The 23,883-nt window shown below is 48.1% G+C and carries 29 protein-coding genes; 6 read left to right on the top strand and 23 right to left on the bottom strand.

The genetic code is table 11. The annotated features are described in order from the left end of the window. Positions 1–56 precede the first annotated feature (56 nt). From fliS to ON064_RS09170, 5 genes are all read right to left on the bottom strand, one after another. A complete protein-coding gene (fliS, locus tag ON064_RS09190) occupies positions 57–431 on the bottom strand; it encodes a flagellar export chaperone FliS (protein ID WP_274624515.1) in 375 nt (124 codons plus the stop codon). Positions 432–446: 15 nt separating this feature from the next. Then, a complete protein-coding gene (fliT, locus tag ON064_RS09185) occupies positions 447–827 on the bottom strand; it encodes a flagellar protein FliT (RefSeq protein WP_274624514.1) in 381 nt (126 codons plus the stop codon). Then, the gene (gene fliD, locus ON064_RS09180) at positions 827–2,353 is read right to left on the bottom strand and encodes a flagellar filament capping protein FliD (protein ID WP_274624513.1); all 1,527 of its coding nucleotides are present in this window, start codon (positions 2,351–2,353) and stop codon (positions 827–829) included. The genes fliT and fliD overlap by 1 nt, the downstream gene beginning before the upstream one ends. A gap of 18 nt (positions 2,354–2,371) precedes the next feature. After that, positions 2,372–2,716, bottom strand: coding sequence for a flagellar protein FlaG (gene flaG / locus ON064_RS09175; RefSeq protein ID WP_274624512.1), 345 nt, complete (start codon positions 2,714–2,716; stop codon positions 2,372–2,374). A 125-nt stretch (positions 2,717–2,841) separates the two neighbouring features. After that, complete coding sequence (locus ON064_RS09170) at positions 2,842–3,561, bottom strand: glucosaminidase domain-containing protein (protein ID WP_274624511.1); 720 nt, start codon at positions 3,559–3,561, stop codon at positions 2,842–2,844. A 246-nt stretch (positions 3,562–3,807) separates the two neighbouring features. Here ON064_RS09170 and ON064_RS09165 point away from each other — a divergent pair, with 246 nt between their 5' ends. Continuing rightward, positions 3,808–4,653: a DNA endonuclease gene (locus tag ON064_RS09165; protein WP_274624510.1), complete on the top strand. Its 846-nt coding sequence runs from the start codon at positions 3,808–3,810 to the stop codon at positions 4,651–4,653. Between the two features lie 64 nt (positions 4,654–4,717). Here the strand turns inward: ON064_RS09165 and ON064_RS09160 are convergent, their stop codons facing one another. From ON064_RS09160 to ON064_RS09115, 10 genes are all read right to left on the bottom strand, one after another. Continuing rightward, positions 4,718–4,894: a YjfB family protein gene (locus tag ON064_RS09160; RefSeq protein ID WP_211652903.1), complete on the bottom strand. Its 177-nt coding sequence runs from the start codon at positions 4,892–4,894 to the stop codon at positions 4,718–4,720. A 441-nt stretch (positions 4,895–5,335) separates the two neighbouring features. Then, complete coding sequence (locus ON064_RS09155) at positions 5,336–5,437, bottom strand: flagellin (RefSeq protein WP_274624516.1); 102 nt, start codon at positions 5,435–5,437, stop codon at positions 5,336–5,338. A 354-nt stretch (positions 5,438–5,791) separates the two neighbouring features. Next, on the bottom strand, positions 5,792–7,099 hold the full coding sequence (locus tag ON064_RS09150; protein ID WP_274624509.1) for a flagellin N-terminal helical domain-containing protein: 1,308 nt from the start codon (positions 7,097–7,099) through the stop codon (positions 5,792–5,794). A 213-nt stretch (positions 7,100–7,312) separates the two neighbouring features. Further along, complete coding sequence (gene csrA / locus ON064_RS09145) at positions 7,313–7,534, bottom strand: carbon storage regulator CsrA (protein ID WP_058382099.1); 222 nt, start codon at positions 7,532–7,534, stop codon at positions 7,313–7,315. Positions 7,535–7,537: 3 nt separating this feature from the next. Continuing rightward, on the bottom strand, positions 7,538–7,984 hold the full coding sequence (gene fliW / locus ON064_RS09140) for a flagellar assembly protein FliW (protein WP_274624508.1): 447 nt from the start codon (positions 7,982–7,984) through the stop codon (positions 7,538–7,540). Between the two features lie 29 nt (positions 7,985–8,013). Beyond that, complete coding sequence (locus ON064_RS09135; RefSeq protein WP_274624507.1) at positions 8,014–9,822, bottom strand: adenylate/guanylate cyclase domain-containing protein; 1,809 nt, start codon at positions 9,820–9,822, stop codon at positions 8,014–8,016. A 9-nt stretch (positions 9,823–9,831) separates the two neighbouring features. Continuing rightward, the gene (locus ON064_RS09130; protein WP_274624506.1) at positions 9,832–10,176 is read right to left on the bottom strand and encodes a DUF3307 domain-containing protein; all 345 of its coding nucleotides are present in this window, start codon (positions 10,174–10,176) and stop codon (positions 9,832–9,834) included. Further along, positions 10,173–11,318 carry a GAF and HD-GYP domain-containing protein gene (locus ON064_RS09125; protein ID WP_274624505.1) on the bottom strand — a complete coding sequence of 382 codons (1,146 nt, stop codon included), beginning with the start codon at positions 11,316–11,318 and terminating at the stop codon, positions 10,173–10,175. The genes ON064_RS09130 and ON064_RS09125 overlap by 4 nt, the downstream gene beginning before the upstream one ends. A gap of 229 nt (positions 11,319–11,547) precedes the next feature. Further along, the gene (locus ON064_RS09120) at positions 11,548–12,378 is read right to left on the bottom strand and encodes an STAS domain-containing protein (RefSeq protein ID WP_274624504.1); all 831 of its coding nucleotides are present in this window, start codon (positions 12,376–12,378) and stop codon (positions 11,548–11,550) included. Positions 12,379–12,521: 143 nt separating this feature from the next. After that, positions 12,522–12,983: a DinB family protein gene (locus tag ON064_RS09115; RefSeq protein WP_274624503.1), complete on the bottom strand. Its 462-nt coding sequence runs from the start codon at positions 12,981–12,983 to the stop codon at positions 12,522–12,524. A 219-nt stretch (positions 12,984–13,202) separates the two neighbouring features. On the opposite strand from ON064_RS09115, the gene ON064_RS09110 reads away from it, so the two are divergent. Then, complete coding sequence (locus ON064_RS09110) at positions 13,203–14,204, top strand: EAL domain-containing protein (protein ID WP_274624502.1); 1,002 nt, start codon at positions 13,203–13,205, stop codon at positions 14,202–14,204. Positions 14,205–14,265: 61 nt separating this feature from the next. Here ON064_RS09110 and ON064_RS09105 read toward each other — a convergent pair whose 3' ends face one another. The 7 genes from ON064_RS09105 to ON064_RS09075 form a co-directional block, all read right to left on the bottom strand. Next, on the bottom strand, positions 14,266–15,792 hold the full coding sequence (locus ON064_RS09105) for a pilus assembly PilX family protein (protein WP_274624501.1): 1,527 nt from the start codon (positions 15,790–15,792) through the stop codon (positions 14,266–14,268). Continuing rightward, on the bottom strand, positions 15,776–16,228 hold the full coding sequence (locus ON064_RS09100) for a PilW family protein (protein ID WP_274624500.1): 453 nt from the start codon (positions 16,226–16,228) through the stop codon (positions 15,776–15,778). Before ON064_RS09100 ends, ON064_RS09105 begins: the two co-directional genes overlap by 17 nt. Next, the gene (locus ON064_RS09095) at positions 16,225–16,680 is read right to left on the bottom strand and encodes a prepilin-type N-terminal cleavage/methylation domain-containing protein (protein WP_274624499.1); all 456 of its coding nucleotides are present in this window, start codon (positions 16,678–16,680) and stop codon (positions 16,225–16,227) included. The genes ON064_RS09100 and ON064_RS09095 overlap by 4 nt, the downstream gene beginning before the upstream one ends. A gap of 277 nt (positions 16,681–16,957) precedes the next feature. Then, positions 16,958–17,326, bottom strand: coding sequence for an iron chaperone (locus ON064_RS09090; RefSeq protein WP_274624498.1), 369 nt, complete (start codon positions 17,324–17,326; stop codon positions 16,958–16,960). Positions 17,327–17,382: 56 nt separating this feature from the next. Next, positions 17,383–18,489 (bottom strand): mechanosensitive ion channel family protein, encoded by a 1,107-nt coding sequence (locus tag ON064_RS09085; protein WP_274624497.1) that lies wholly within the window; start codon positions 18,487–18,489, stop codon positions 17,383–17,385. Between the two features lie 28 nt (positions 18,490–18,517). Beyond that, the gene (locus ON064_RS09080) at positions 18,518–18,970 is read right to left on the bottom strand and encodes a PaaI family thioesterase (RefSeq protein ID WP_274624496.1); all 453 of its coding nucleotides are present in this window, start codon (positions 18,968–18,970) and stop codon (positions 18,518–18,520) included. A gap of 25 nt (positions 18,971–18,995) precedes the next feature. Next, a complete protein-coding gene (locus ON064_RS09075) occupies positions 18,996–19,466 on the bottom strand; it encodes an HIT family protein (protein WP_274624495.1) in 471 nt (156 codons plus the stop codon). Positions 19,467–19,609: 143 nt separating this feature from the next. Between ON064_RS09075 and ON064_RS09070 the strand changes: the two genes are divergently transcribed. From ON064_RS09070 to ON064_RS09055, 4 genes are all read left to right on the top strand, one after another. Then, entirely contained in the window at positions 19,610–20,284 is a 675-nt protein-coding gene (locus ON064_RS09070; RefSeq protein ID WP_274624494.1) for a response regulator transcription factor, read from the top strand. Further along, the gene (locus tag ON064_RS09065) at positions 20,281–21,660 is read left to right on the top strand and encodes a sensor histidine kinase (RefSeq protein WP_274624493.1); all 1,380 of its coding nucleotides are present in this window, start codon (positions 20,281–20,283) and stop codon (positions 21,658–21,660) included. Before ON064_RS09070 ends, ON064_RS09065 begins: the two co-directional genes overlap by 4 nt. 116 nt (positions 21,661–21,776) lie before the next feature. Further along, complete coding sequence (locus ON064_RS09060) at positions 21,777–22,811, top strand: ABC transporter permease (protein WP_274624492.1); 1,035 nt, start codon at positions 21,777–21,779, stop codon at positions 22,809–22,811. A 2-nt stretch (positions 22,812–22,813) separates the two neighbouring features. Next, complete coding sequence (locus tag ON064_RS09055; RefSeq protein ID WP_274624491.1) at positions 22,814–23,485, top strand: ABC transporter ATP-binding protein; 672 nt, start codon at positions 22,814–22,816, stop codon at positions 23,483–23,485. Positions 23,486–23,527: 42 nt separating this feature from the next. Here the strand turns inward: ON064_RS09055 and ON064_RS09050 are convergent. Then, positions 23,528–23,883: P-loop NTPase family protein (locus ON064_RS09050; RefSeq protein WP_483879760.1), on the bottom strand; the 356-nt coding region annotated here is incomplete at its 5' end.

Here is a 23,883-nt window from a genome sequence, read left to right as displayed (position 1 = left end):
CCGCCTGAAGCGGTTCCTTTAAGTTTCTCCCTCAGTTATTCAACCCAACATATCCCTTATTGTTTTGCTAATGCCATGGCTTGCTTCCAGGTGTTGCGCAGTTCTGTTACATCTGCGAGAACTGCGTCGAGTGCCGCTGCGTCGTTTTTCATATTCGCTTCCATGAGCGAGTTGTTTTGGTATTCATAGAGCTGTTCGAGTTCTTTCGACAGCGCGATATCCGGATTCAAGGTGCTGCGCAGTTCCTGAATGATAGCCTGCGCTTTCAGCAAGTTTTTGTTTTTTTCTTCAAACTGTTTATCTAGCATAGCTCTTTTTGCGAGTTTGATGAATTTCAAGCAGCCGTTATAGAGCATCAAGGTTAATTCCTCGGAAGATGCGGTCATGACGGAATTTTGCTGGTAGGTCTGGTATGGATTGATTGTTGCCATTATAGTGCCCCTCTCTTACTTGCGTTGGTCGATAAATGAGCCGCCGCTCGCGGTCTGGCGGTAAGCACCGGCATATTTCCCGGATACTTTTCGCGTTTGGCCGAGCCGGGTCATCTGTGCCGAAAACTGTTCCTGCACCGTTTGCATGAGCGGCTGCAGCTGGATTTCTGTCTGCTGGATTTTGGCGATGATCGCTTGTTCATCCGCCGACCATTCGCTCGTTCCTTGTGCAGCGAGCGCTTCGATGGTCTCTTGTCGGCTATCGAACAATTCCTGAAGCCGTTTGAGCTGTGCCAGTTCATTTTTATCCATATCTAAATCAATCAATTGTGCTTGTTCATAAATCGCTTGTGTCTGCGCCAGAAATTCGGTGAGCCCATCGATTCTTTTTTCCATTACATGCCTCCGAACATATTCTGCTGCATCCAAGCGCTTTGCGAATTCATTTTGCTGAGCGCTTTTTCCATCGCGGTGAACTGGCTCCAGTAACGGTCTTCGATGCTCGTCAACCGGTCTTGCCAGCGCGTGATTTCCGTTTCCATGCGGCGCAGTTTCTGGCTCATCGTGCTATTGTCAACAGCACTTGACGGGCTACCCGCCTGTGAGCTCAATTTTTGGACGATGTCATTAAGCGTATCGTATACGCGAGCGCCGACGCCGTCGCCTTGTTCACTGCGGACCGTGAACAAATTCATCACTTCGTCTGGTTTCTCGGAAAGAGCGGCTTTTAGCTTATCTTCATCGATAAAGAGCTTGCCGCCTTCCCGGTAATCTCCGGTGCTGATGCCGATCTCCGACAGCATACTGATATTTCCTTCACCTGCGCCCCCAACGCTATCCATGAACGCGCGACGCAGATCTTGCAGCGCAGATTTCATGATTGGGTCGTTGCGCAACAGCCCACTGCGAGCTTTTTCTTCCCATAATTCGATTTCGTTTTCGCTCATGTCTTTTTTCTGTTCGTCAGAAAGGGGCTGGAAATCCGGATAGCGCTTTTCAACAATTTGCTTTTGGAGATCTTCGATGGCTTTGTTGTAAGAGTCTACAAAATCTTTGATCATTTGCACCGGCTTTTCTGGATCTGCCTGTATACGAACTTTTGTTGAAGTGCCTGGAGTCGTGTCTGTTGCTACTGCATCGACCGATACCAATTGAATTTGTAAGCCGTTGATGGTTGTTTTATTGCTCGTCAACCCGTCGACACGGATGCCATCGAGGCTGACGGAGCCATCTGTCGCGATGCTTGAAGCCTTCGATGCTTGTTCCACTCCGGTAATCTGTTTACCAAGTGCATTATTTTCGGTGCCGTCCGCATTTTGGAACGACAAGGTGAAGTTCTGGGCGGAACCAAGCTCTTTCGAAGAGACAAAGAAATGGGAAGTCGTATTATCGAAGTTGACGCGCAGTGCCGGCTGTTTGCCAGCTGTCGCTTCCTGAAGCTTTTTCGCTACATCAGCATAGGTCGTAGTTGCATCAATATTCACATTGATATCGTCCTTGCCTTCGACTTGAATAACAATTTTTCCGGCGACGCCAATTGCATCAGTCGATTTCGCCGCTTCACCGTCTGCTTTCTCGATTTTCGCTTCGGAATTCATTTTCGCCGCAGTCGCCAGGGAATGCACTTGCACTTCATAATTCCCGTTCATCGCCGTGGCACCCGGTGTCACTTTCGTACTCCCAGACCCTGTCGCTTCTGCGCCATACGCATTGAAGCTCGATTGAAGGCGCAAATTGCTGGCACTCGTGCGCAGGTTCGAAAACGTAAGGTTCTGTTCGCGTGTCGCTTCTTGTTGCCACTCGGTCCAGACTTTTTGCTGCATCAGTTTATCCAATGGCATTTTCTGTATTTGCATCATTTGTTTTACGATGGAGTCGGTGTCCATCCCGGAAGCTAATCCGCCGATTCGCATTGCGCTCATAGCTTGTTCACTCCTGTCTTATCTTTTTTCATCGATCATCATGCCCGTAATTTCGGCCATCGAGGCGTACATATCCAAGAACTTCCGGTTCGGGATTTCCCTTAGTACTTCATCGGTTTTTGTATCGATCACTTGCACGTAATACACTTCCAATTGCTCGTGCAGCTGAAATTTAATATTGGTTTCAGTTGGCACTAAAAATTCGTTCATGACGGCGACTTTATCTGTCACCATTTCTTTCGTGATAGCTTGAGCGGGTTCTTGGAATTGATTTTTTTCAGGGATTCCCGTTTCTTTTGCAACAATTGGATCTATTTTGCTGGCCTCTTGAAGATGTGGCATTAATTGATTAGTGACTTCCATGACGACACTCCCCGTCTTCTCAAATCGGTCTAAAAAGCTCTCTATCCTTATTATCGGCACGATCCTGGATTTTTTTAGTATAGAATCAAAAAAATAAGACAAGCCCGTAAAGAGCCTGCCTTATCTTATGTGAGTTGCGTATAAAATTTGCTGACGCCTTGTGTCCAGTGGTTGTTGAGGCCGGTCGGATCATTCGCTGCGCCGACCGGAGCATATTTCGCGCCGATTTGCGCGATGCTTTCCTTGCCTTGGTTCAAATAATTCTGCCGCAAATTGCGCGCCATGTCGTAAATGCTGTCAGCTACCGATTCATAGCTGCGCAGCCCATTTTTGCCCATCATGCCGGCGATATTGTTTTTTTCATTTGCCGCACGCGATGAGCCGTTTCCGGTTTCGTGCACAGCAATCGCAGACAATAGATTCGGGTCGATATCGTATTTCTTGCCAGCTTCAATGAAATGCACAGCGGTGCCGCTCAATTTCCCGTCGAGCTGCCCATCCAATTTCAAAAACTGCACCGGCCGGAACTTCAAATCGCTTTGGTCGGCAGCGCTCGTGGCCACATCTTTATGCTGCATCGTCAGATTCGCGACGGCCGGATTATACGAAGAACTTGCCAGTGTCGTGAAAGACAAGTTGTTCGCGGCTGGCGCTTGCTGCATCGGCGTTTGCATTTGCTGGACATTTTCCATCATTGCCGCCATCAACAGCATCATAAACGACCCCGGTCCCGCCATCCCTGGCATTTGGCTATTCGCCGCTCCGCTTCCGTTTGTTGCTGACGACTGCTGAAGCGAACTCATCGCCGACTGAAACAGCCAATTTGAATTGATCGGCCCCATCATACTCTTCCACACCTTCCGTTTCCATTTATTCGTTTAGTTTACAAGAAGATGTAGGAAAAAAGAATAGGCGGATTGGTGGTAGGCTGCAGACCAGTTAGTTTTGTTTAGAATGAGAGCTATGACTTTTTACCGTTTCACGCTTAAACAACTTTGAAAACTACTTAAAAATTTTCTCCAGCTAGTATTTAAAATAGAATAGATATATAATTAAAAGGGAACAAACGTTCTTAATGGAGGGGAGTTTCAGTGGAGTTATTGAACCTGACTGCTATAGAACAAAATGTATTAATAGCAAGCATTATGGGGGATGGTGAAATCACAAAAATCTACCCGGGTTCCCGCAGAAAAAATAATAGTTACCGAGAACATTTCAGTATCCAGCAACTTGATTATCGCATTTGGAAGTATAATTTATTGCCTTCCTATTTTTATTTTAATTCCAGAAACACTCTACTACTCTCCCCTTCTCTTCCGCTCTTCACTGAACTATTCCCTCACTTTTATAGTGTCGATGGAAATAAAGTCATCTCCGACGAAATGTTAAAACTCTGTAACCTCCCTATTTTTCTTACCACCTTATTTTTAGATGACGGATCATTGTCCATAACAGTGGATAAGAACAATCGAAAAAAGCGAATCTATCTCACTCCGCACATCTATCTATATTTGCAATGTTTTTCACGAGAAGACCTTAGTAAGTTACAAACTCACATTTTTTTGACCTTCTCGATAGAAATGCGACTAAATAAAAGAAAAGATGGGTTTGGCTACGTGCTAAAAACCACAAAAGTAAGCGAAACATTGAAGTTTCTTCAGCTTGTCTATAAAGAAGCCTCGGACTGCCCCTCTATGTTCTATAAGACAAATTGGGATTTTCGTTTCGAAAAGGAAATCTCAAGATACAGAGAGTCGCATCCAGAATACGCAGTCATCGCCAGTTCATCTGAACGCAACAAAAACTATTCAGAAGAAGAATGCAATCAAATCCGGTTGATGAAAAGCCAGGGCTTTACGGATAAAACAATTGCAAAAAAATTAGGTCGGAGCTATTGGTCTATTGTCTATAAATGGAGAGAAATTCGCGAAACTTAGAAGTTTCCTCTCTAATGGAAAGAGGCTGGGGAAAATATTCCCCAGCCTCTTTCCATATTTAAGTTCAGCCTTTCAAATCAATCGAACCGCCAATATGCGGCTGCACGGATTGCTCAAGCATTTTCACGACACTTGCGCTATTCGTCTCGGCTTGATCCATCGCTTTTTTCGTTACAAGCACGCTTGCTTCCTGCCGGACATTCATCTGGCTGAGTGACATCGATAAAGCAGCGATATCCATATGAACTCCTCCTTGTGAACTTGCTTATAAAAAAAGGAGCCTAAAATCAGGCTCCTTTTGGTGTTTAAAATTAACGTAGCAATTGAAGAACTTGCTGTGGTGCTTGGTTGGCTTGCTTTGCCGCTATGTCTTTCGATCATAGAATAGACTATATCTTCACCCTCACATTCGAGGGGCTGGGCACTTCGAACGGCGCTTGCCGCCCTACGGATTTCATCGTCATAGCCTTCGCCTTAGACGGTCTATCCTAGTCGTTGAACCTTCTCCAGAGTTTCCTCACAGGAGCTTGGCTGCTGATTATCCATTGGTGCATCCCCGTCATTTTCAAACCATCACGCCGACCGTTTCCAGTTACGTTGTGGTTGATGGGGCTTTAGGAAGTTCCAGCAATTCACCCAGTTATACTCTAACCCGTTACCCGGTTAGACGCCCTAAAATCAATTATCTCAACAGTTGTAAAACTGATTGAGTCATTTGATTGGATTGAGCCAACATTGCTTGTGATGCTTGTGCAAGAATCGAGTTCTTAGTTTGTTCCATCATTTCTTTCGCCATCGTGCGAACATTTACTTTCATAAATGACTAGACTATATCTTCACCCTCTAAACTAGTAGGGGCCGGGCACTTCGGATCTTTCAGTGCTGATGGACACTGTGTCACCTATGGATTTCATCACCATAGCTTGCGCCTTAGATGGTCTATCCTAGTCGTTGAACCTTCTCCACTCTTTCGAGACAGGAGCTTGGCTGCTGATTGCCCAATCTTTTATTTTCTCGAGCCGTCACGCTTGTCGTTTCCAACTACGTTGTGGCAATAAAAGCTATCAGGGCTTTCCAGCAATTCACCCGGTCGTAATCTCTGATCGTTACCAATCAGGACGACTGTACCTCCACTCGATTACGCGGCTTCGGTATAATCAACGTCGCGAATGCGTGATTCCGCTGCTGTTAGGTTTTCGGCTGATGTATTCAAGTTATTAATTGTATGATCGAGACGGTTTTGAGTTGCACCTAATTTTGAGCGTTCAGAAGATACAGATTTAATAGCATTGTCAATTAATGTGATAGCTTTTTCCGCGCCAGCAGGTGTTGTTACATCAATGTCTTCAACTCCCAAAGCGTTTGAATCCATAGCATCGATTGATACGCTAACTGTTTGATTTTCATTGGCACCAATATGAAGACTGATATCGCCTCCAACAGTAATACTCTGATTATCAATTGCAAGATCTTTAATACTAAATTCTAATCCTTTTTGTGAGCCCGATGTGATTGTTACTTTGTTCCCTTCAGTAGCAAAAGAGGCCAGGTCGCCTTCAGAATCTGTAAATGAAACACCTGCCAAATTCACATCTGCTCCATTTAAAGCTCCAGCTTCAGCATCCGTTAATGCATTTGTACTACTGTAATCGTCACCACCAGCAGAAAACAAACTAGCAACACTAGTTTCTAATTCTAATTTAGCATCACTGCCTGTGGCTGTTGATTCGAAAGTGATTTCATTAGTGCTATCATTATAAGTAGCTTTCGCACCAGTAACATTGGAGTTTACCCAATCTGCTACATCATCAACTTTTGTATTAGTCGTGACATTCATTGTTGCTCCGTTAATTGTGATAGAGCCAGATGCATTCATGAATCCATTGGTATTAGTTGTAATTGAACCTGTAGTTGCAGTGGTTGCTAAGGAAGTTGCATCTGCTCCACCAATCGTCAATGTTCCTGCTTGAGTACTTGCTGTCTTAGAGACGTTAGAAAGCTTTGTACCATCTTGGACATCTACACCTAGATTACCCGTTAAAAGTTTTGTTGAATTGAATTCAGTAGAATTAGCAATACGATCTACTTCTTCAGTTAGTTGATCAATTTCTTTTTGAATTTCTCCACGATCATCTGCAGTATTCGTACCGTTAGCTGCTTGAACGGACAATTCACGCATTCTTTGCAGAATATCGTGAGTTTCACTTAAAGCACCTTCTGCAGTTTGAATCATCGAAATGCCGTCTTGAGCGTTAGTTGAAGCTTTTTCTAATCCACGAATTTGTCCGCGCATTTTTTCAGAAATTGTCAGACCAGCTGCATCATCCGAAGCACTATTGATTCTAAGTCCTGAAGACAATTTCTCCATACTTTCCATTTGTGCGCTTTGAGCTTGGCCCATTTGACGGTGCGTGTTAAGTGCTGCGATGTTGTGATTGATAATCATTGTGTATTACCTCCGTGTAATGTTTTTTTGTTTTTTTGCAAGCGCCCAAATCCGTTTGGACTGCCTTACATTCTTTTTATCGGTCTGCTTTTAGAAATGTTTAGCTTTTTTGAAAAAATTTCTAAAAAACTTTTGAAATTTTTTATCTTATTTATGTAAATTTTATGAACCAACTAAAAAAACCTGAAGCAGACTAGTTGCCTGCTTCAGGTTTTATTTTTTCATCTTCAAAAAATCACTAATATCAATCACATTCGATACCGCGTTCTTATTCTCTTCCTGGATCTCCAAATAAATCTCTTTCCGGTGGATCGGAATTTCTTTTGGTGCGGAAATCCCCAGTTTGATGAGATCGCCTTCAATGGAAGTGACCGTGATTTCGATATTGTCGTCGATGACGATCGATTCGCCGACTTTGCGTCCGAGTACGAGCATCCCTTACACCTGCCCTGCCGCTTGTTGGAACAGCGGATGTTTCACTTGGTAGTTCGGATTATTCAGAACGATTTGCTTGCCGAGTTGCTGCTGGTTGTTGATGACGACCGGCGCTTTTAAATTCGCTGTCGCGTCCACGATTTGTTTATTCGGCGTGACCGTTACTAAAACGATTGCATCGGACGGATCGTCCAGTTTCAATTGCCCAGTTAACGCGTCATCGAGCTTTACTTCATAGTCCGGCAAAAAGACGAACGGATCCGCCATGAAGAAGCTGATTGCTACATTCTCGGTGGACTGGAGGAAAAAGAACGGCGAGTCGCCTGATGGGTCTGCCGGAAGTAAGACAAGTTTCGTTTCCTCTTCGAATCCCGGGATGCCACGTTCGAATGTGAGTAAACGATTATCTTCAAGTTCGAGTTCGCCGAATTGTTCGGTTTGGATTTTCATAGCTGACTTCCTTTCTATATGAACCTGATTTAACCTGCTTCTATATGAGCCATCTCGTGCATGCGCAAACGCACCAAATCTTGTTCGCCTTCGATGCCTTTTAGCTCCGCGGTAAACGACTCGATTGATAAGCTTTGCCCTTCTAACAGCTTCGCCACGTCCGGCTGTTCAAACAGTGCTCTACTGATGATCACTTCGCCCGCATCTCCCTGCCCTTGCACACGCGCGGCTAGATTGACGGTGCGGCCGAAATAATCGAGCCGGTCGTTCGAGTTGACGGCGATGGCCGGCCCGCTGAATAAGCCGACTCTTAATAGCAGTGTATCATGTGTTTGTTCGTTAAAGGCGCCCAGTTTTTCCTGAATCGCGAGCGCTGCTTTGACGCCGTCCGCGGGTTTTGAGAACACCGCCATGACCGCGTCGCCAATCGTCTTGACCACGCTGCCTGAATTCTCTTTGATGTGTTCGGTCAAAAAATCGAAATGGCCCCGCACGCGCCCGTAGGCATTGGCGTCTCCCGCTTCTTCGTACAGCGCGGTCGAGCCTTTCAGGTCGGTGAACAGAATCGTCACATGTCCGATGGCGATTTTCTGCCCCGGCGCCAGCACTTCCGACGAAAACAAATCACGGAATTCTTGCATGGCGGTCACTTTCGCCGCCGTCACCGTATCTTCACTCCAGTCGGCGTTTTCCAGCGCGACGACAATATCTTTTTCGCTGTCGTTGATGACGGAAATGTTCGATGCTTCCCGTGATTCCTCTATCCATCCCGCTTCCGTATAACGGAACGAACCCTTTTGCCCGACTGGCACTTGATCATTTTTTTGCAGCACCCTCAAGCGCATTGACGCCTGATCCGCTAGCGAAAATTTCGCTGTGTCGCCAGGATGCACGATGCGCTGTGCTTTAATATGCGGCGTGATCACCGGGCCGCCGACGCAATACACTTCTGCATAGGCTTGGCGGACGTTCGGGTGCACCGCAAATTGCAACTCAACAGACTGGTCGAAGTTCGCATCGTACAGGACGCCGCACAAGTCGCAATGGAATTGCTGTTCGAGCTCGGACAAGCTGCGGTAATCGTCTTTCGATACGCGGCAATTTGGGCAAATGACGTGCCAGCTCATGTCCGAGAGTCCGATTTTCGTTGCGTACAACAAGCCCCTCAACACTTGCTCACTGTCCATTCCCCAGCGCTTCGCGAGTTGGCTTGGCACCAATTGCGCCGCGTCTTGGTCGCTGCTTTCAGCGAGATGCGCTTTTAGCTGCGCAATGAACTCCTCTACGACTGGATAGGCACGCAACGCATTCGACAGACGATCAAGTTCGGCATGGTTCACTTTCGGTGCGGCCGGTTTCGCTAGTTTGGATGACTGTGCATCCAATTGGACATTCTCCAAATACAGCATGATCTTTTTGACCGCCGGCAGCCCAGTCGTCTGGATGGCCGGATAGGCGAGTGCATTGCGCGGCGCGAACTCGGCCGTTAAGCGGACTTTCGTCTGCATGCCGCCACCGGCAGCATCGGACAACTCGACTTTCAATTTGTAATACAATAGCGGGCCCGACAAATATCGCCGCTCGACCATGTAATACTCCTGTTCCTCCCATTCGAACGGAAACTCCTGCCATTTCATCGGCACAAGCCCCATCACTTTCGCTGCCGCTTCCCGGTAAAACACGCCGCCGGTCTCCGATTTCGCCTGCCCGAACGATACAGGGAACAAGCCGATCGCGTCATTCATCCGGTTATTGTCGGCGAGCAGCTGCCACGCCATTTCACGGTTAATTGGAAATTCCTGTTCCAGTATGTAGACTTTCGGTTTCAATTTCATCATCGTTCACTCCTATGTCAACGCAATCGCCAAAGCCAGAAACAATAGGTGGAAAATCTGGTCCGCGACAATCGTGAGCCATTTGCTTTCGGATCCTGTGGTCATTTGGATGCGCTTGACCCAAAACTGGACAAAACGCCGCCGGTCGAGCGCGATGTGGCTGAAGAAGACGAGCGCAATCGCCGGAAGCGACAAGCCGCCTGCAAATAATCCGAACAACGCGATGACCGCCGTGTACACCGACACATGCGCCAGCAGCGGCAGCCACTGGGTAGCTTTGTGTTTCGCCATCCACGAAGTCTGCAACAAAAAATCGCCGACCAAGTGGCCCAGCAGTAAATAATCAAACATGCTCATATCCGGTATCTCCGCTCTGTTTTATACGTACTTAAGTCGTAATCGCATTCTTCTAAGATCGAGATCATCGCATCGACCAATTCCGCTTCGAACAACTCACCCCGGCAGCGCAGCAATTCTTCTGCGCTTTCTTGCGGAGTGAAGCCTTTGCTGTAAGGACGGACGGTGGTCATCGCATCAAAGGTATCCGCGACGCCGACGATGCGTGCGAACAGCGGGATCGCATCGCCTTCGAGCCCTTCTGGATAACCGCTGCCGTTCAGGCGCTCATGGTGGGATTTTGCTGTTTCCACCGCTCGCTCCATCGCATGCCGCGGCTCCATGTTCGCGAGAATTCCCGCACCGATCACTGTATGCTGCTGGATTGCGCTGAATTCTTCTTTCGTTAAGCGGCCGGGTTTTTGGAGCAGTTCATCACGGATGCCGATTTTTCCGATATCGTGCAAGAGCGCCGCTTTATACAGTTCTTCGCATTCAGATGGCGCCATGCCGATTTTCTGCGCGATCCACAAAGCATAATTCGCGACGCGTCCCGAATGCCCTGCTGTATAAGGGTCGCGTGCATCGAGCAGCGTCGCGAGCGTTCGGATCATGCTGATGAGCATGCGGTTGAGCTCATCGTACATTTGGCTATTGTGCAGCGCGAGCGCAGATTGATGCGCCAGCGCTTCTGCTAGGCGCAGATCTTGTTCAGTAAAAAATTCGCCGTCCCGCTTGTTGAGCAATTGCAAAGAGCCGAGCAATTGGCTTTTAACGATCAACGGCACCGTCAAAAGAGAACTCGTGATGAATCCGCTCTTCTGGTCGATCCGTTCATTCCAATCGGCATGCCGCGTGACGTCTTCAATGCGCTCGGCCTGGCCGGTTTCGAGCACTTTCCATACGACGCCTTGCCCTCTCGGCACTTTCACATCGAGAATTTCTTCGGCTGCCGCACCGAATGCCGACACGGCCTGCAAATTTTGCCCATCTGTATCCACAATCCATAGCGTCCCCGCTTCCGCGCCGATGACATGCATCATCTGCTGCAAAATATTATCGAACACTTTATCCTGCTCAAGATGGGAATTGAGCTCTTTCGATGCATCCCATAACGCCATCAGCTCTTGGATGCGCTGTTCCAATTGTTGCGTTTCGTTCATGAAGTGGCCTCCGCTATAAGTTTTTACTTTGATATCAAGATGAATTATTTATTCCAAACGATAGCTTATTATCACGTTTCTCACAATACCTTCTGAATGGATAAATGAAAAAATTTACAATTTCATATACGTCCATTCTATTGGGCTGTCTCTTTTATTATCGGCAGTTTCACGGAAATATTTACTAAACCCCACAAAAAAACCGGACCCCTATAGAGTCCGGCTTTGCTTACGATTCGACTTTCTCCAAGCTTTCCAGCGCTTGCTTGACGGTCGCATAGGCATCCGCCGATGCTAATTGAATGCCGGACTGGACGATGGTCTGCACCAAATCCGGGCGCAGCCCCGCCACGACGACGTGGATGCCCATTAGGCTGAGCGTGCTACCGATATGGTGGATCGCTTCTGCGGTCTGGTCATCAATCTTCAAGACGCCCGAGAAATCCGTGATGACGTGATATGCATCCATTTCCGCAATGTGCGGGATGACATTCGTCAAAATGTGGTTGACTCGGTAACTGTCGAGATAGCCGATCAACGGCAAGACGACGACATCGTCCGCGACTGGAACGATCGGTGCCGACAGCGCAATCATCTCGCTTTGCATTTCCGCTTCGTATTTTTCCTGAAGTCGTTCGAACGCAAAGAAAGTTTCGTTCAGGCTGACATCGAGCAAGGTGTTGATGCGTTTGATGACCAGCGCGTTCTCTTCTAAGCTAAGCCCTGATTTGACGCTCAGTTCCGTGAACAATTCCGCCATGACGACGCGCGTCGGTGGATAACGCACGACGATCTCTGAAATCTTGCCGCCGGAAGATACTTGCATCTCTGCATTTTGCTTGCTCCACTCGATGAGTGCGTCCGGCACCTCAAGGTCGGCTTCATTGCCGATGGTCTCGCCGAGATAGCCAAGCAATTCTTCGTACATGTCCACCGCGCGCAAGCGTTCCTCTGCCGGGATATCCTGGTCGATTTTCGCAAGCACCCGGTCCACTACTTGTTCAGCGAGCGTACGCGGGCTCGCTGTGATATATCCGCAAAACTCCGTAAATGAAGACATTCTGCCTGCCACCTTTTCCAATGAATTGCTTTCAGTATACCACTTTGTATAAGGGCAGGCACGCCAATATGACCATGGAAATGACAATGACATACTCCTGTAACAAAGCCCCGACTGCAGATTCAGTCGGGGCTTTTGTCTAGTTATTGAATTTTGATCGTTTTGCAGATGGCGCTCATCGTTCCGAGATGAAGCGCGTCATGTGAAATCATGAACGCCAAGACTTCCCCGAGCGTCTCCATGCCGAGAAACGGCTCGAGCAATTTACTGTCGAGCTTGCCGGCGGTCACACGCTCGATTTGGTCGGGCTGGTCGCGCAGCACTTGCTTAAGTTCTTCTAATGACGGCACTTCGCCTTCCCAATTTTGCGGAGATGTGCCGCTGGCGAATAATTCTTTATAGCGTTCCGGCAAAAACGGCTCCGTGTCGAGTGATTTCGAAACGAAACTATCGATTCCCGTGGCCAGATGCCCCGCGTTCCAGCGGATCGAGTTGCGGAACGGCGTCGGCATTTGGTCCGCTTCTTCTTCACTCATCTTATCCAACAGTTTGATGATCATGCCGCGCCAGGTTTTCCATTGCCGAAACATTATTTCTTCGTTCATCCTATCGCCTCCCGAAAAGTTAATATTCCCATTTTAGCGTTTTCACAGGAAGCTAGGCAAAGCTTCCGACTCGCAGCAATAAAGCAATATCATAAAGGTAACCATTTTTTGGTATATACTTTGTCTTTTATGCCTTAAAAGCTAATTTTGTAAAAACTTCTTGTGAATTAAGTCACATCCGATATACTTTAATTACCACAAATTTAAGGGGGAGCATGTTTGAATTGCAATAATTGTTCTGTCTCGACACTGACATTTGATATTCGCCTGAGCGGTGAATTAAACCATTCCATCATTCCCATTGCCATAGATCATCTAGAGCGCCAAGGCTTGGACGTCTCTTTGAAAGACAGCCGGCTGCGCATGGGCGAGTTCGGCGCACGTGAATTTTTGAGTTTTTGCGAAGACCTGCTGGAAACCGAGTTGGCCGAATTCCGCATCAACCGGGAAAGCTACCAGCCGATTACCGATATGCGCCAAGTATTCGATATGGAATGGATCGATGAAGTCATCCAAAACGAGCGCATCGTTTCCCATTTCCAGCCAATCGTCGATCAAGACCGCAATGTTTTCGCCTACGAGATGCTTGCGCGATTCCACGATGCCGACGGGCAGGTCATTTATCCAAATACGATCTTCCCTGCCGCGAAAAGCCGCGGCCGCTTGTATGCACTTGACCGCGTCTGCCGGATGACCGCCGTTCGCGCGGCCGGCCAACTGTCCGGTGAAAAAGCGTTCATCAATTTTATCCCGACTTCGATTTACTCGCCCGAATTTTGCCTGCGTTCGACGATCGACCTGGCCCACCAGACAGGCGTCGATCCGGACCAATTGGTGTTCGAAGTCGTCGAATCCGAGAAAGTCGATGACCTCGAGCATTTGAAACATATCCTCGGCTATTACAAATCGAGAGGCTTCCAATACGCACTCGACGATGTCGGCGAAGGCTATAGCACCGCTGAAGTGCTCGACGAATTGAAGCCGCATTTCATGAAACTCGACATGCAATACGTCGACGGAGTGGCGAACGATTCCGCTAAGCAAGCGGTCGCACAGAGCTTCCTCGAGAAAGCCCAGGCAGTCGGCTCAACGCCGCTTGCTGAAGGCATCGAAACCGAAGAGGATTTCCTATGGCTGAAAGCACAAGGCTACGAATTATTCCAAGGCTATTATTTCGGCAAGCCGGCGGCAGCACCGCTTGCGGCCAATGCAGCTTCATAACCTAAAAACCCTTCGCGCTCTAGTTAGAGTACGAAGGGTTTTTAGATGCATTGATTATCGCCTATTGTTCCAAGGCCGCTCCACTGTCTACACTTACTTGAGGTTCGCCGCCGGTTTCTTCGAAGAAAGGACTGTCACTTAAATCAATATTAGTACTTTGCACAGTAGCCCCTCCACTCAATTTAAATACATTAGAAACCACCGCCCCCACAAGCCTACCTCCTTGTACTAACTCAACAGTGGCGTCCGGAGCATAGATAACAGTTGTGTCTGATTGAGCGCTTGCCCCCCCAGTTACTTGAACAGAGGAACCACCCGTTATAAGTTGTTCTTTAAAACCTGCAGATCCAACAATTTTAATGTTGGCATCTTTTGCATAAAGCGATGCATTGAACTCAGCATACCCTGAGCTTATAAGAGTTTTTGGTTTTGTTGAGTTTACAGAGGAGCCTATGTAAATCGATAAATCTTTTCCTCTACTTTTATTTAAATGGCCTTCAATACTGATATTGTCACGAATGTACAGTGTTAAACTGCCTCCTTGTTGGCTTTTAACATCTAAGTGACCTGATCCTGCAATACTGTCAACTACAAGTGATATATCCTTACTCCCTACATCGAAAGTCAACTTCCTACTTGAATTAAATGAGATTACTTTAGCACTTACATTCTGCTCTAATTTTATTGTTACATCAGCAACTATATAATTCGTTACATTTATATTACCGCCTGTGATTAGCTCATGTGTATTTCCATCTTTCGAAATTTTTTGGTCCGCCATCATTGGATAGCTGGGAAAAGGCTGTGGAAAAGGCGGCAATTTCATCTCCTGGACATTTCCGCCTTTTTCAACTATAGGTCCTTTCTGATCGAACCACCATTTTTGTTTACTGTCAGACTTAAAAACATTTCCAGTGCTATTGAGCGGCACGTAGACCTTGCCATTGACGGTGGGATCACCATCTATCTCCAATACCTGAGGGGCAGGGTTGTCCATGATGATGTCGCCATTGATTGTTCCATTAGTCAGCACCATGCGGCTCTTGGCATAGACGCCTAGATTTTTAGGCATGACAAACCCTCCCCCTTCAGTATAGTTAAGTGTAAGAGGCATGGAAACTGTTCGTTCGCGGCCTCCGATGATGCCCTTAGAAACAATTTGATATTCGCGGCTGCCGGTGTCGGCATTTACCTTCACTAACTCTGTTGTAACTTTTGCTTGAGGCTGTTCGCCTTGCTGCATTTCAAAATTAGAGAAATCCTCAGGAATCAATTGGTTTCCGCTGCTGGCAGATAAAACGGCTTTTTCCAACTCGCGGTAGAATAAGACTTGGCTTAAAGAGGTATCCTGAGCCAAATCAGTTGCTGCTTTTTCAACTTCTTGCAGTTTTAATGTCGCTCCGCTTTCGGCAATATAATAGGCTGACTGGCTTTTAACCTCACCAGACGATTGCTTCATCGAATTCATTGTGATCGCAAGCAATGCCATACCCAATATAGAGAATAAAAGCAACAGCATGACAACCGTGACCATCGTGTAGCCAGACTCTCTTTTACATAATGACAAAGCATCAATTCTCTTTTTCAATTTCGACACCTTCCCGCAGATAAATTTGCACATTCACTTCTTGTTTCTTGCCGATTGTGCCATCCGTCTCCATGGAAATAGCCAATATTCGATCTTCCACCTCAAACTTCAGCTCACTAATTCGTTCTGCCAGAACTGAACCATCCTGCCACAACTGGCCATTTCGCAATTCGAAAACAATACGACCACTACTTTGAACTACCAATCGGTCTTCAACGATAGTCAATTTTTCAGCACTTCTGACTTCTTTCGTAATGACTTTTATAGCGTAGCGTAGTTCCGTTAGCTGTTCAGCGGAATGCGTTTGCTGGCTATACGTTTTTTGTCCGTTGACCATAATACCGATGACTAAGCTTAAGATAATCGAGCCAATCGCCAGCACTGCTAACAATTCAACTAGGCTAATACCACGGTCATTGAGCATCCATTTTTTCATGGCGCCTCACCTTCCCATGTCAATACCGTTTCCATCTGCGCTTTGGGATGCGTATTAGGTTCTTCCACCAGTTCAACCAATACTCTTGCTAGCCGAGCTTCCGTTTTCTCTAGATAAATATTCATCTTATATTGTTGAACATCTTTTGAAAAAACGTACCAATCTACTCCACTTTTCAATAAGTTTGGCTGTCTGTTATAACCAAGTTCTTCTTGGATGATGAAAAGACGATTTTCTGGGACAGCTGGACGTGAACTCAATTCAATGATTTTTTCCAACTCATTTTGAACTTCGTAAGTGCTGTCGAAAATGGCTTCTGAAGCCACATTCGTTTTGGCACCCATGGCAAACATCATCAAAAATGTCGTCAGAATCAATGTCAGCAACACTATGGATGCCAATACCTCCACTAAAGTAAATCCATCTTTAGTCGATAAAAACTTATTTAACATGTGCAATTCCCGCTTCCAAGTAGTTATTAAATACTATTTAAGTGCATTTTATTCCTATTAATTTTCAATTCCTACTGGATTATACATCATTTAGTCCCGTTAATATATTTCTGATGTCTACCTATTTTTCCATAGAAAAAAGAATGTCGCCGGGACATTCTTTTTTAAGTATGAAATCTATAATTATTTTCGATTTTAATCGAAATGAAGCTTCCCGTAAAAATGAAGTTTAGAATGCTTGACCTATTATTTCTACCTTTCCTCCAAGCGCATGCGCTTATCGCCAAAACTTCTCATAATCCGCTTTGTCTTCGATATTGAATTCAATCAGTTTACCCAGCAATGCGTAATCGACAGGGCGGTCCCAGCTCATGCGGATCAATTGCTTTGTGCTCGAATGGCCGCCTGCTTCAATGTCCTGCTCGAAGCGGTCGATCGCTGCTTTTTCCGGTGCCACCGCCATATGTTTTTTCGCGGTGCTGAACGCGATGATAAAGGTGCCGTGATCGGTGAACATCGGCTGATTCCACGCAACACGCGGGACGAGCTGAGGATAAGTTTCCATGACCCATTTCAACACTTCTTCGACCCGTTCGCGGTGATCCGGGTTGTCGATTTTCGCCAAGTACTCTGCAAATTCATTCATCTGTTGTGCCTCCTCTTGTTTTAAGCGGATGTAAAATCCATGACGCTAGAAGGTTTTCATGGCTGCTTCATGTCAGGCATGCTCTTAATATGCAGATCGCGCTGAGGGAACGGGATTTCAATCTCGTGTTCCGCAAACAGCCGGTTGATGCGGAAATTCAATGCGCTTTTTGTGGCGATGACTTGGTTCGAGTTGTCGATCCAGACCATCAACTCAAAATCGAGTGACGATTCGCCGAACGCAGCGAAATTGACGAACGGCACCGGATCTGACAAGACGATGCCGCCCGCTTGCTCTTCTTCTTGCGCCGCTTGCAGTAATACCCTTTTCACTTTGTCTGCATCCGTCCCATATGCGACACCGACCGGCACCACAAGCCGCATGCGCGGATCGCCGTAGGAGCGGTTAACCACTTGCTCCTCCAGGAAATAGGAGTTCGGCACGATGACGTGTTCATTGTGAATCGTCTTGATGACGGTCGAGCGCATAGAAATCTTGTCGACATCGCCGATCAAATCATCGATGATCACCCGGTCTCCGACTTTAATTGGCCGCTCGAACAGCAAGATGATGCCCGAAATAAAGTTCGAGGCGATGTTCTGCAGACCAAAACCGATCCCGACGCCAAGCACACCGGCGAACACCGTCAAGGCGCTTAAGTCCAACCCGACCGTCGTCAAGCTGACGACGATGGCGATGGCCATCACCGTATAATGGAACATCCTATCGAAGGTATAGCTCATGCCACGGTCCAAGTGGTAGCGCTGATAGACATTCGGCAAAATATAGCGCGTGATGATTTTCGACGCTCGATTGGCAAGCGACACAATCAAGACGACAAGGATTAATAGGAACGCCGTGATTTCGACATTGCCGATTTCAAACAGGCGATCGAACATCCAGCCCGAATTGGAAAAATAAAAAATCATAAATAGCAAAATCCCATAGGTTGTGGCCCAGTTCAACAAGCTCCGGAGCACAGGGTCAACGTGGCGGAAGACCCGATTGGTGCTTAAGCGGCGAGAAATGCCGAGCACAATTGCCCTGACGAGAAAAACACACGCCACGTAAAACAAGAACAGCAATACTTCTGTCCATTCAATTTGTTCGAACACATCATACCAGCGCTCGGTCAGCTCTTCCGGTTGAATCGTCAATAGCACATCTACGCCCCCTTTCCTATCCGAAGATTCATTCGTCATCTGTTTCCACGAAATACTGATCTTTCCGGTACGCTACCCCGTCAACCGTCGCGATTATCTCGTCTCCGCGCAGCACCTCGACGCGGTAGAAACCGACGCGAAAATTGCGCTTCGTCTCGATCGCGCGCGCCGTCAACAGGTCTCCCGGTTTTGCTGCTTGGATAAACTGGGCATTAGTCGACAAACCGACCGATGCTTTGCCGTGCGCATTGCTTGCGACCGACATGACATGGTCAGCGAGTGCGTAAATGACCGCACCGTGCGCAGTTCCGTAGGCATTGACCATATGATCTTGCACCACCAGCTCCGCTTCAGCTAGCATCTCTTCGAATTTCGTCAAACGGATGCCGAGCGACTTGGCATAAGGGTCGCTCGCCACTTTATCGCGGATTTCCGCGTAATGTTGTTGATGGAGCGCTTGTTCATCGATTCGTTTTGGCATAATGTCTTCCTTCCTGATCCCTTTATTATTTCCTGGGAAATTCAGAGAACTGCGCTTCAACAGCCTCCGACAACCGGATTTTTGTTTCGGCTAATCGCTTCTTCAGCGATTCGTTTTCCCATTCATCTCCTGTATAAAAGCTCGCGAAGGGCTGGTTTTTCTCCCTTGGCACGATATGCAAATGAAAATGCGTCAATTCATCTGGCCCGCCGCCGTTTTGCGTCTGTGTAATGCCAAATGGCGCGTAAAGCTCCCGGATGGCCCGACTCATCACTTGTGACGCGTTTAAAGTGGCGAGTGCCGTCTCACTATCCATGTCATCAATAAAACGGTAATGGGCTTTCGGTAAAATGAGCACATGCCCTTCATTAAACGGATCGTGATCCAAAAAACACGCGACCCACTCGTTTTCATACACCATGTGCACCGGCAGTTCGCCGTTTGCCAGTCTGCACCCTAAGCAATCTTGTTCTTTATGTACGTGAATCCCACTCATCGCCCGCACCTCTTATCCCCGCAGCAAAACCGGTTGCACTGCAGTTGTTTTCTTTCCATTATACAAGCCAACTTCATCCAGGAAAGGAAAATCTAACGCCTTTTCGCACGATGTCCTATACTAATAGGCAAGGAGGGTTTTACATGATCCGCATTCTCGCAGTAGACGACGATTTACATATGCTTCAGTTTGTTGCCGGGGAGCTCCGGCAACATGGCTACGAAGTGATATCCGCCGAAAACGGTGAACAGGCATTGGCGCGTCTCGAACAGCAACCGGTAGACCTAGCGATTGTCGATGTCATGATGCCCGGAATCGACGGTTTTGAATTAACCGAACGCATTCGCACAGACTACGATATCCCGGTCATCCTCTTGACAGCGCGCCACCACATCGAAGACAAGGAACGCGGATTTCTCGCTGGATCTGATGATTATTTGGTCAAGCCGTTCGAATCCAAGGAATTGCTGTTCCGTGTCAAAGCGATTTTGCGCCGTTACGACCACCCCACAAACAATACCCTTACGGCAGGGTCTTTAACGATCGACTTGAAAAGCTACGAACTGCGCTCGCCGAACGGCTTGTCATTCATTCCATTGAAAGAATTTGAGCTACTTGCCTTGCTCGCCTCCAAACCGCGCCACGTCTTTACAAGAGATGCCATTATCGAAAGCGTATGGGGGCTCGATTTTCAAGGGGACGAGCAGACCATCAACGTCCACATCAAACGGCTGCGCACGAGGCTCGAGCAATTCGCGCCGGATGTCAAGATTGTCACGGTACGCGGCGTCGGCTATAAACTGGAGGCCGATTCATGAGCTTGTACGTCAAATTCATCTGGTTCACATTCCTGACGATGCTCATCAGCAGCGCCATTTCATTTTTCGCGATGAATACGCTGTATCACCAATTTTTGAAAGAAGACAATAACGACAAAAACCTGGCGATTGCCGAATCGTTTGCCGGCCATTTGAACAGCCTGCCGCCGAACCAAGTGGAAAGTACACTCGACGTACTCGGTGACGCCGGCTATCAATTGTATTTGACAGATGGCAGCGATGTCTCGCGCTTCGGCGGCAAATTCCGCGATGAAACGATCGCCCAAGAAGACGTCCAGCACGTGCTCGGCGGCGACACCTTCAACGGCATCCGTGATTTTCCACGCCAAACTTTCGTCACCGGCTTTTTCGCCAATGAACTGCAAAATTCCATCGGCGTCCCCGTGACACTCGGCGGTGAATCCTATGCTTTATTCCTGCGGCCCGACATCGAGCTATTGTTCCAGGAACTTCATCTGTTGTTCGGCGGCTTGGCCGTAGGGATCGTGCTGTTAAGCTTTCTCGGCATGCTGTTGGTTGCGCGCTTGTTGATCCAGCCGATCACGAAATTGACCGAAGCGACCGAGAAAATGGCGACGGAAACGTTTGACGTGCCACTTGCGATCGACCGGAGGGATGAAATCGGCCGCCTCGCCGACCAGTTCCTATTGATGCGCTCGCGCATTGAACAGTCGACCGTTAAGCGCAAGGAATTCGTCCATAACGTCTCCCACGATATCCAATCGCCGCTCCATACGATCCAAAGCTATCTCGGCTTGTTGGAAAAACCGGGCATTAGCGATTCCGACAAGCAGCACTACGCGGACATCATCCGCGAAGAGACGGCGCGCTTGTCTCTATTGACGACCCAACTCTTGACCTTAGCATCGGTCGACAAGGAAACGCCTGAAGCGCTCGAGACCGTCGCACTCCACGAGCAATTGCATGCGACACTTAGTCATTTGCGCTATGCATTCGACGACAAAGAACTGGCGCTGTCCGCCCAGCTCACCCCAGCTTATACACTAGGCAATGCAGTGCTGCTTCAAACTGTCTGGGAAAACTTGTTGACCAATGCAGTGAAATACAGCGAACAGGGCGGCTCGGTCGATGTAACCCTCACGCAAAGTGATGGCCATGTCCATGTTACGGTGCGCGATTACGGCATCGGCATGACAGAGGACGAAACGAAACATGCTTTCGAGCGCTTTTACCGCGCCGACCAAGCCCGCACCCGCGGCCAAAAAGGCTCCGGCCTTGGCCTATCGATCGCCAAGGAAATCATCGAGCTCCACGGCGGAAGGATTGAACTCGACAGCACATTAGGTACCGGCACCACCGTAACTGTTATTCTTCCCGCCTCATCATCTGCATAGACTCAAAGCCCTCCACAACCGGAGGGCTTTTTTTATTCCAAACTGTCAACGCCCGTTCACCTTCCATTCATCTTGCCTCTATAGACTGAAAGTACAACAAAACGGAGGCGAATAACGTGAACTTAGCATGGAAAGAAATGAAGAAAAGCAAAACGAAATTCGTGATTCTCGGATCGATTGTCTTTTTGATCAGCTTATTGACCTTCATCATCTCAGGGCTCGCGAACGGCTTGTCACAAGACAATGCCGCCCTGATCAAGAATTTACCGGACGGAACGATCTATATGGAAACGGCGGCAGAAGAAACCCACGCCTTATCCGTAATCGACACCGAAACAGAGCAACCAGTCCTGTCGGAAAACGACGGCGCGTTTGCATTCTCCATCCAAATGGGCTTTTTATTAAATGAACAAGACGAACAGCAAAGTGTCGCATTCGTCACATCGACCAGTTCGGCTGAATTTCCTGAGGTTGCAAAAGGCGAGATCATCCTCGACCGCTCGCTCGAAGAAGACGGCATCCAAAAAGGCGACCGCTTCACCAATAGCCAGTTGGATGACAAATTTACCGTAGCCGGCTTTTCAGACGGCGCAAAATACAGCCATGCACCTGTCGCCTTTATCCATCCGGACGATTACGCGGAAATGTACCGCACGGAAGACCTGCAAATGCTGTTCGTCCCAAAGGCGGCAGAACCCGAGGCAATCGCCGGCTTGCAAAGCTTCTCTACAGAAGAATTCCTCAACACTTTGCCGAGCTATAGCGCCGAGCAATTGTCGCTGTCGATGATTGTCTGGTTCTTGGTCGTTATCAGCGGCATGCTGTTCGCGATTTTCTTCTATATGATGAACATCCAGAAGCTCGGGCTGTACGGCATCTTAAAAGCGATCGGCGTGAAGACCGGCGCCTTGTTCCGGATGATCTGGGTGCAGATGCTCGTCATCACCGCGATCGCGCTCATCTTATCGATTGCCGTCAGCCAAGTGTTCGCGACACTGGCACCAGGCGACATGCCGTTCTACTTGCCGATCGGCATCACGCTTCAATTATCAGCGGTGTTCTTTGCCATCGGGTTTGCCGGAGCGACACTTTCAGGCTTTCAAATCCGCAAGGCCCAACCGCTTCAAGCCATTCAACAAGGAGAAGGATAAGCATGATTTTTTCAACGAGCAACATCAAAAAGAGCTTCACGACTGGTGAAGTCTCGGAGGAAATTTTAAAAGGCGTCGACTTGTCGCTGGTGGAAGGTGAAATCACGGCCCTTGTCGGGTCATCCGGCTCCGGCAAAAGCACGCTGCTAACAATCGCGGCGGGGCTTCAGCCAGCTTCCGGAGGCGAGATCCATTTTGACGGCGAGGATTTGACCGCCATGAACCAGGAACAGATTCGCCAAATCCGTGCGGAAGCATTCGGCTTTGTGTTCCAGTCCGCGCACCTCGTGCCATTTCTCACGGCCGAAGAACAATTGCTGCTCATGCTCGAGACGGCCGGCTCCCCGCTTTCGAAAAAACAACGCTGCGGTGAAGCCGCGCGAATACTCCAGTCGGTCGGCATGGGCCACCGGAAAACCGCCTATCCCGCTTCGCTGTCCGGCGGCGAAAAGCAGCGAGTGGCCATCGCTCGGGCCATCGTCCACCAGCCCAAGCTTTTATTCGCGGATGAACCGACCGCAAGTTTGGACTCCACCAAGTCGCGCGAAGTAATGGAATTGCTGCAGCAATTGACGAAAACATTGAACATCGCCACCCTGATGGTCACCCACGAAGAAGACATGCTTGCCTACGCAGACCGCGTCATCACCATGAAAGACGGCCGTTTGGCATAAAAAAAGAGACGGCCGCGTCCGTCTCTTTTTCGTTATCGCTCTCTACTCCAGTTCCTTCAGTTTTCTCGTCAATTCCACAAAGCGCCGATCCAATTCTGCGTAGCCCTTGTCTTTCGGCTGCATGAAGCTCAGTTTGCCGAGCACTGCTTGACGCTCCGTTTCAAGTTTCAGCCGAAGTTCACCGGTGCTGCCAAGCGCTTCTTTTGGCGGCGCTTCCCCGAGCTGCTTCCGAATCGTTCCGCCTTCAAACACCAATTTGCCATCCGTCGCCTTGTCGAGCAAATAGCGGTCATGCGACACGACGAGAAGCGTGCCGCGGTAGTCCGCCAAGGTCGACTCCAATTGTTCACGCGACGGCAAATCCAAATGATTGGTCGGCTCATCAAGCAGTAAGGCGT

The sequence above is a fragment of the Planococcus sp. A6 genome, assembly GCF_028823615.1.
Taxonomy (GTDB): domain Bacteria; phylum Bacillota; class Bacilli; order Bacillales_A; family Planococcaceae; genus Planococcus.
The sequence above is the reverse complement of the archived record's forward strand: the minus strand, read 5'-3'. Positions and strand labels throughout refer to the sequence as shown.

Excerpts from the sequence above, each read along its gene's own strand:
- fliS (WP_274624515.1), bottom strand. The coding sequence starts at position 431 with ATGGCAACAATCAATCCATACCAGACCTACCAGCAAAATTCCGTCATG.
- fliT (WP_274624514.1), bottom strand. The coding sequence starts at position 827 with ATGGAAAAAAGAATCGATGGGCTCACCGAATTTCTGGCGCAGACACAA.
- fliD (WP_274624513.1), bottom strand. The coding sequence starts at position 2,353 with ATGAGCGCAATGCGAATCGGCGGATTAGCTTCCGGGATGGACACCGAC.
- flaG (WP_274624512.1), bottom strand. The coding sequence starts at position 2,716 with ATGGAAGTCACTAATCAATTAATGCCACATCTTCAAGAGGCCAGCAAA.
- ON064_RS09170 (WP_274624511.1), bottom strand. The coding sequence starts at position 3,561 with ATGATGGGGCCGATCAATTCAAATTGGCTGTTTCAGTCGGCGATGAGT.
- ON064_RS09160 (WP_211652903.1), bottom strand. The coding sequence starts at position 4,894 with ATGGATATCGCTGCTTTATCGATGTCACTCAGCCAGATGAATGTCCGG.
- ON064_RS09155 (WP_274624516.1), bottom strand. The coding sequence starts at position 5,437 with ATGATGGAACAAACTAAGAACTCGATTCTTGCACAAGCATCACAAGCA.
- ON064_RS09150 (WP_274624509.1), bottom strand. The coding sequence starts at position 7,099 with ATGATTATCAATCACAACATCGCAGCACTTAACACGCACCGTCAAATG.
- csrA (WP_058382099.1), bottom strand. The coding sequence starts at position 7,534 with ATGCTCGTACTCGGACGCAAAGTCGGCGAATCGATCGTCATCGACGAC.
- fliW (WP_274624508.1), bottom strand. The coding sequence starts at position 7,984 with ATGAAAATCCAAACCGAACAATTCGGCGAACTCGAACTTGAAGATAAT.
- ON064_RS09135 (WP_274624507.1), bottom strand. The coding sequence starts at position 9,822 with ATGATGAAATTGAAACCGAAAGTCTACATACTGGAACAGGAATTTCCA.
- ON064_RS09130 (WP_274624506.1), bottom strand. The coding sequence starts at position 10,176 with ATGAGCATGTTTGATTATTTACTGCTGGGCCACTTGGTCGGCGATTTT.
- ON064_RS09125 (WP_274624505.1), bottom strand. The coding sequence starts at position 11,318 with ATGAACGAAACGCAACAATTGGAACAGCGCATCCAAGAGCTGATGGCG.
- ON064_RS09120 (WP_274624504.1), bottom strand. The coding sequence starts at position 12,378 with ATGTCTTCATTTACGGAGTTTTGCGGATATATCACAGCGAGCCCGCGT.
- ON064_RS09115 (WP_274624503.1), bottom strand. The coding sequence starts at position 12,983 with ATGAACGAAGAAATAATGTTTCGGCAATGGAAAACCTGGCGCGGCATG.
- ON064_RS09100 (WP_274624500.1), bottom strand. The coding sequence starts at position 16,228 with ATGAAAAAATGGATGCTCAATGACCGTGGTATTAGCCTAGTTGAATTG.
- ON064_RS09095 (WP_274624499.1), bottom strand. The coding sequence starts at position 16,680 with ATGTTAAATAAGTTTTTATCGACTAAAGATGGATTTACTTTAGTGGAG.
- ON064_RS09090 (WP_274624498.1), bottom strand. The coding sequence starts at position 17,326 with ATGAATGAATTTGCAGAGTACTTGGCGAAAATCGACAACCCGGATCAC.
- ON064_RS09080 (WP_274624496.1), bottom strand. The coding sequence starts at position 18,970 with ATGCCAAAACGAATCGATGAACAAGCGCTCCATCAACAACATTACGCG.
- ON064_RS09075 (WP_274624495.1), bottom strand. The coding sequence starts at position 19,466 with ATGAGTGGGATTCACGTACATAAAGAACAAGATTGCTTAGGGTGCAGA.
- ON064_RS09070 (WP_274624494.1), top strand. The coding sequence starts at position 19,610 with ATGATCCGCATTCTCGCAGTAGACGACGATTTACATATGCTTCAGTTT.
- ON064_RS09065 (WP_274624493.1), top strand. The coding sequence starts at position 20,281 with ATGAGCTTGTACGTCAAATTCATCTGGTTCACATTCCTGACGATGCTC.
- ON064_RS09055 (WP_274624491.1), top strand. The coding sequence starts at position 22,814 with ATGATTTTTTCAACGAGCAACATCAAAAAGAGCTTCACGACTGGTGAA.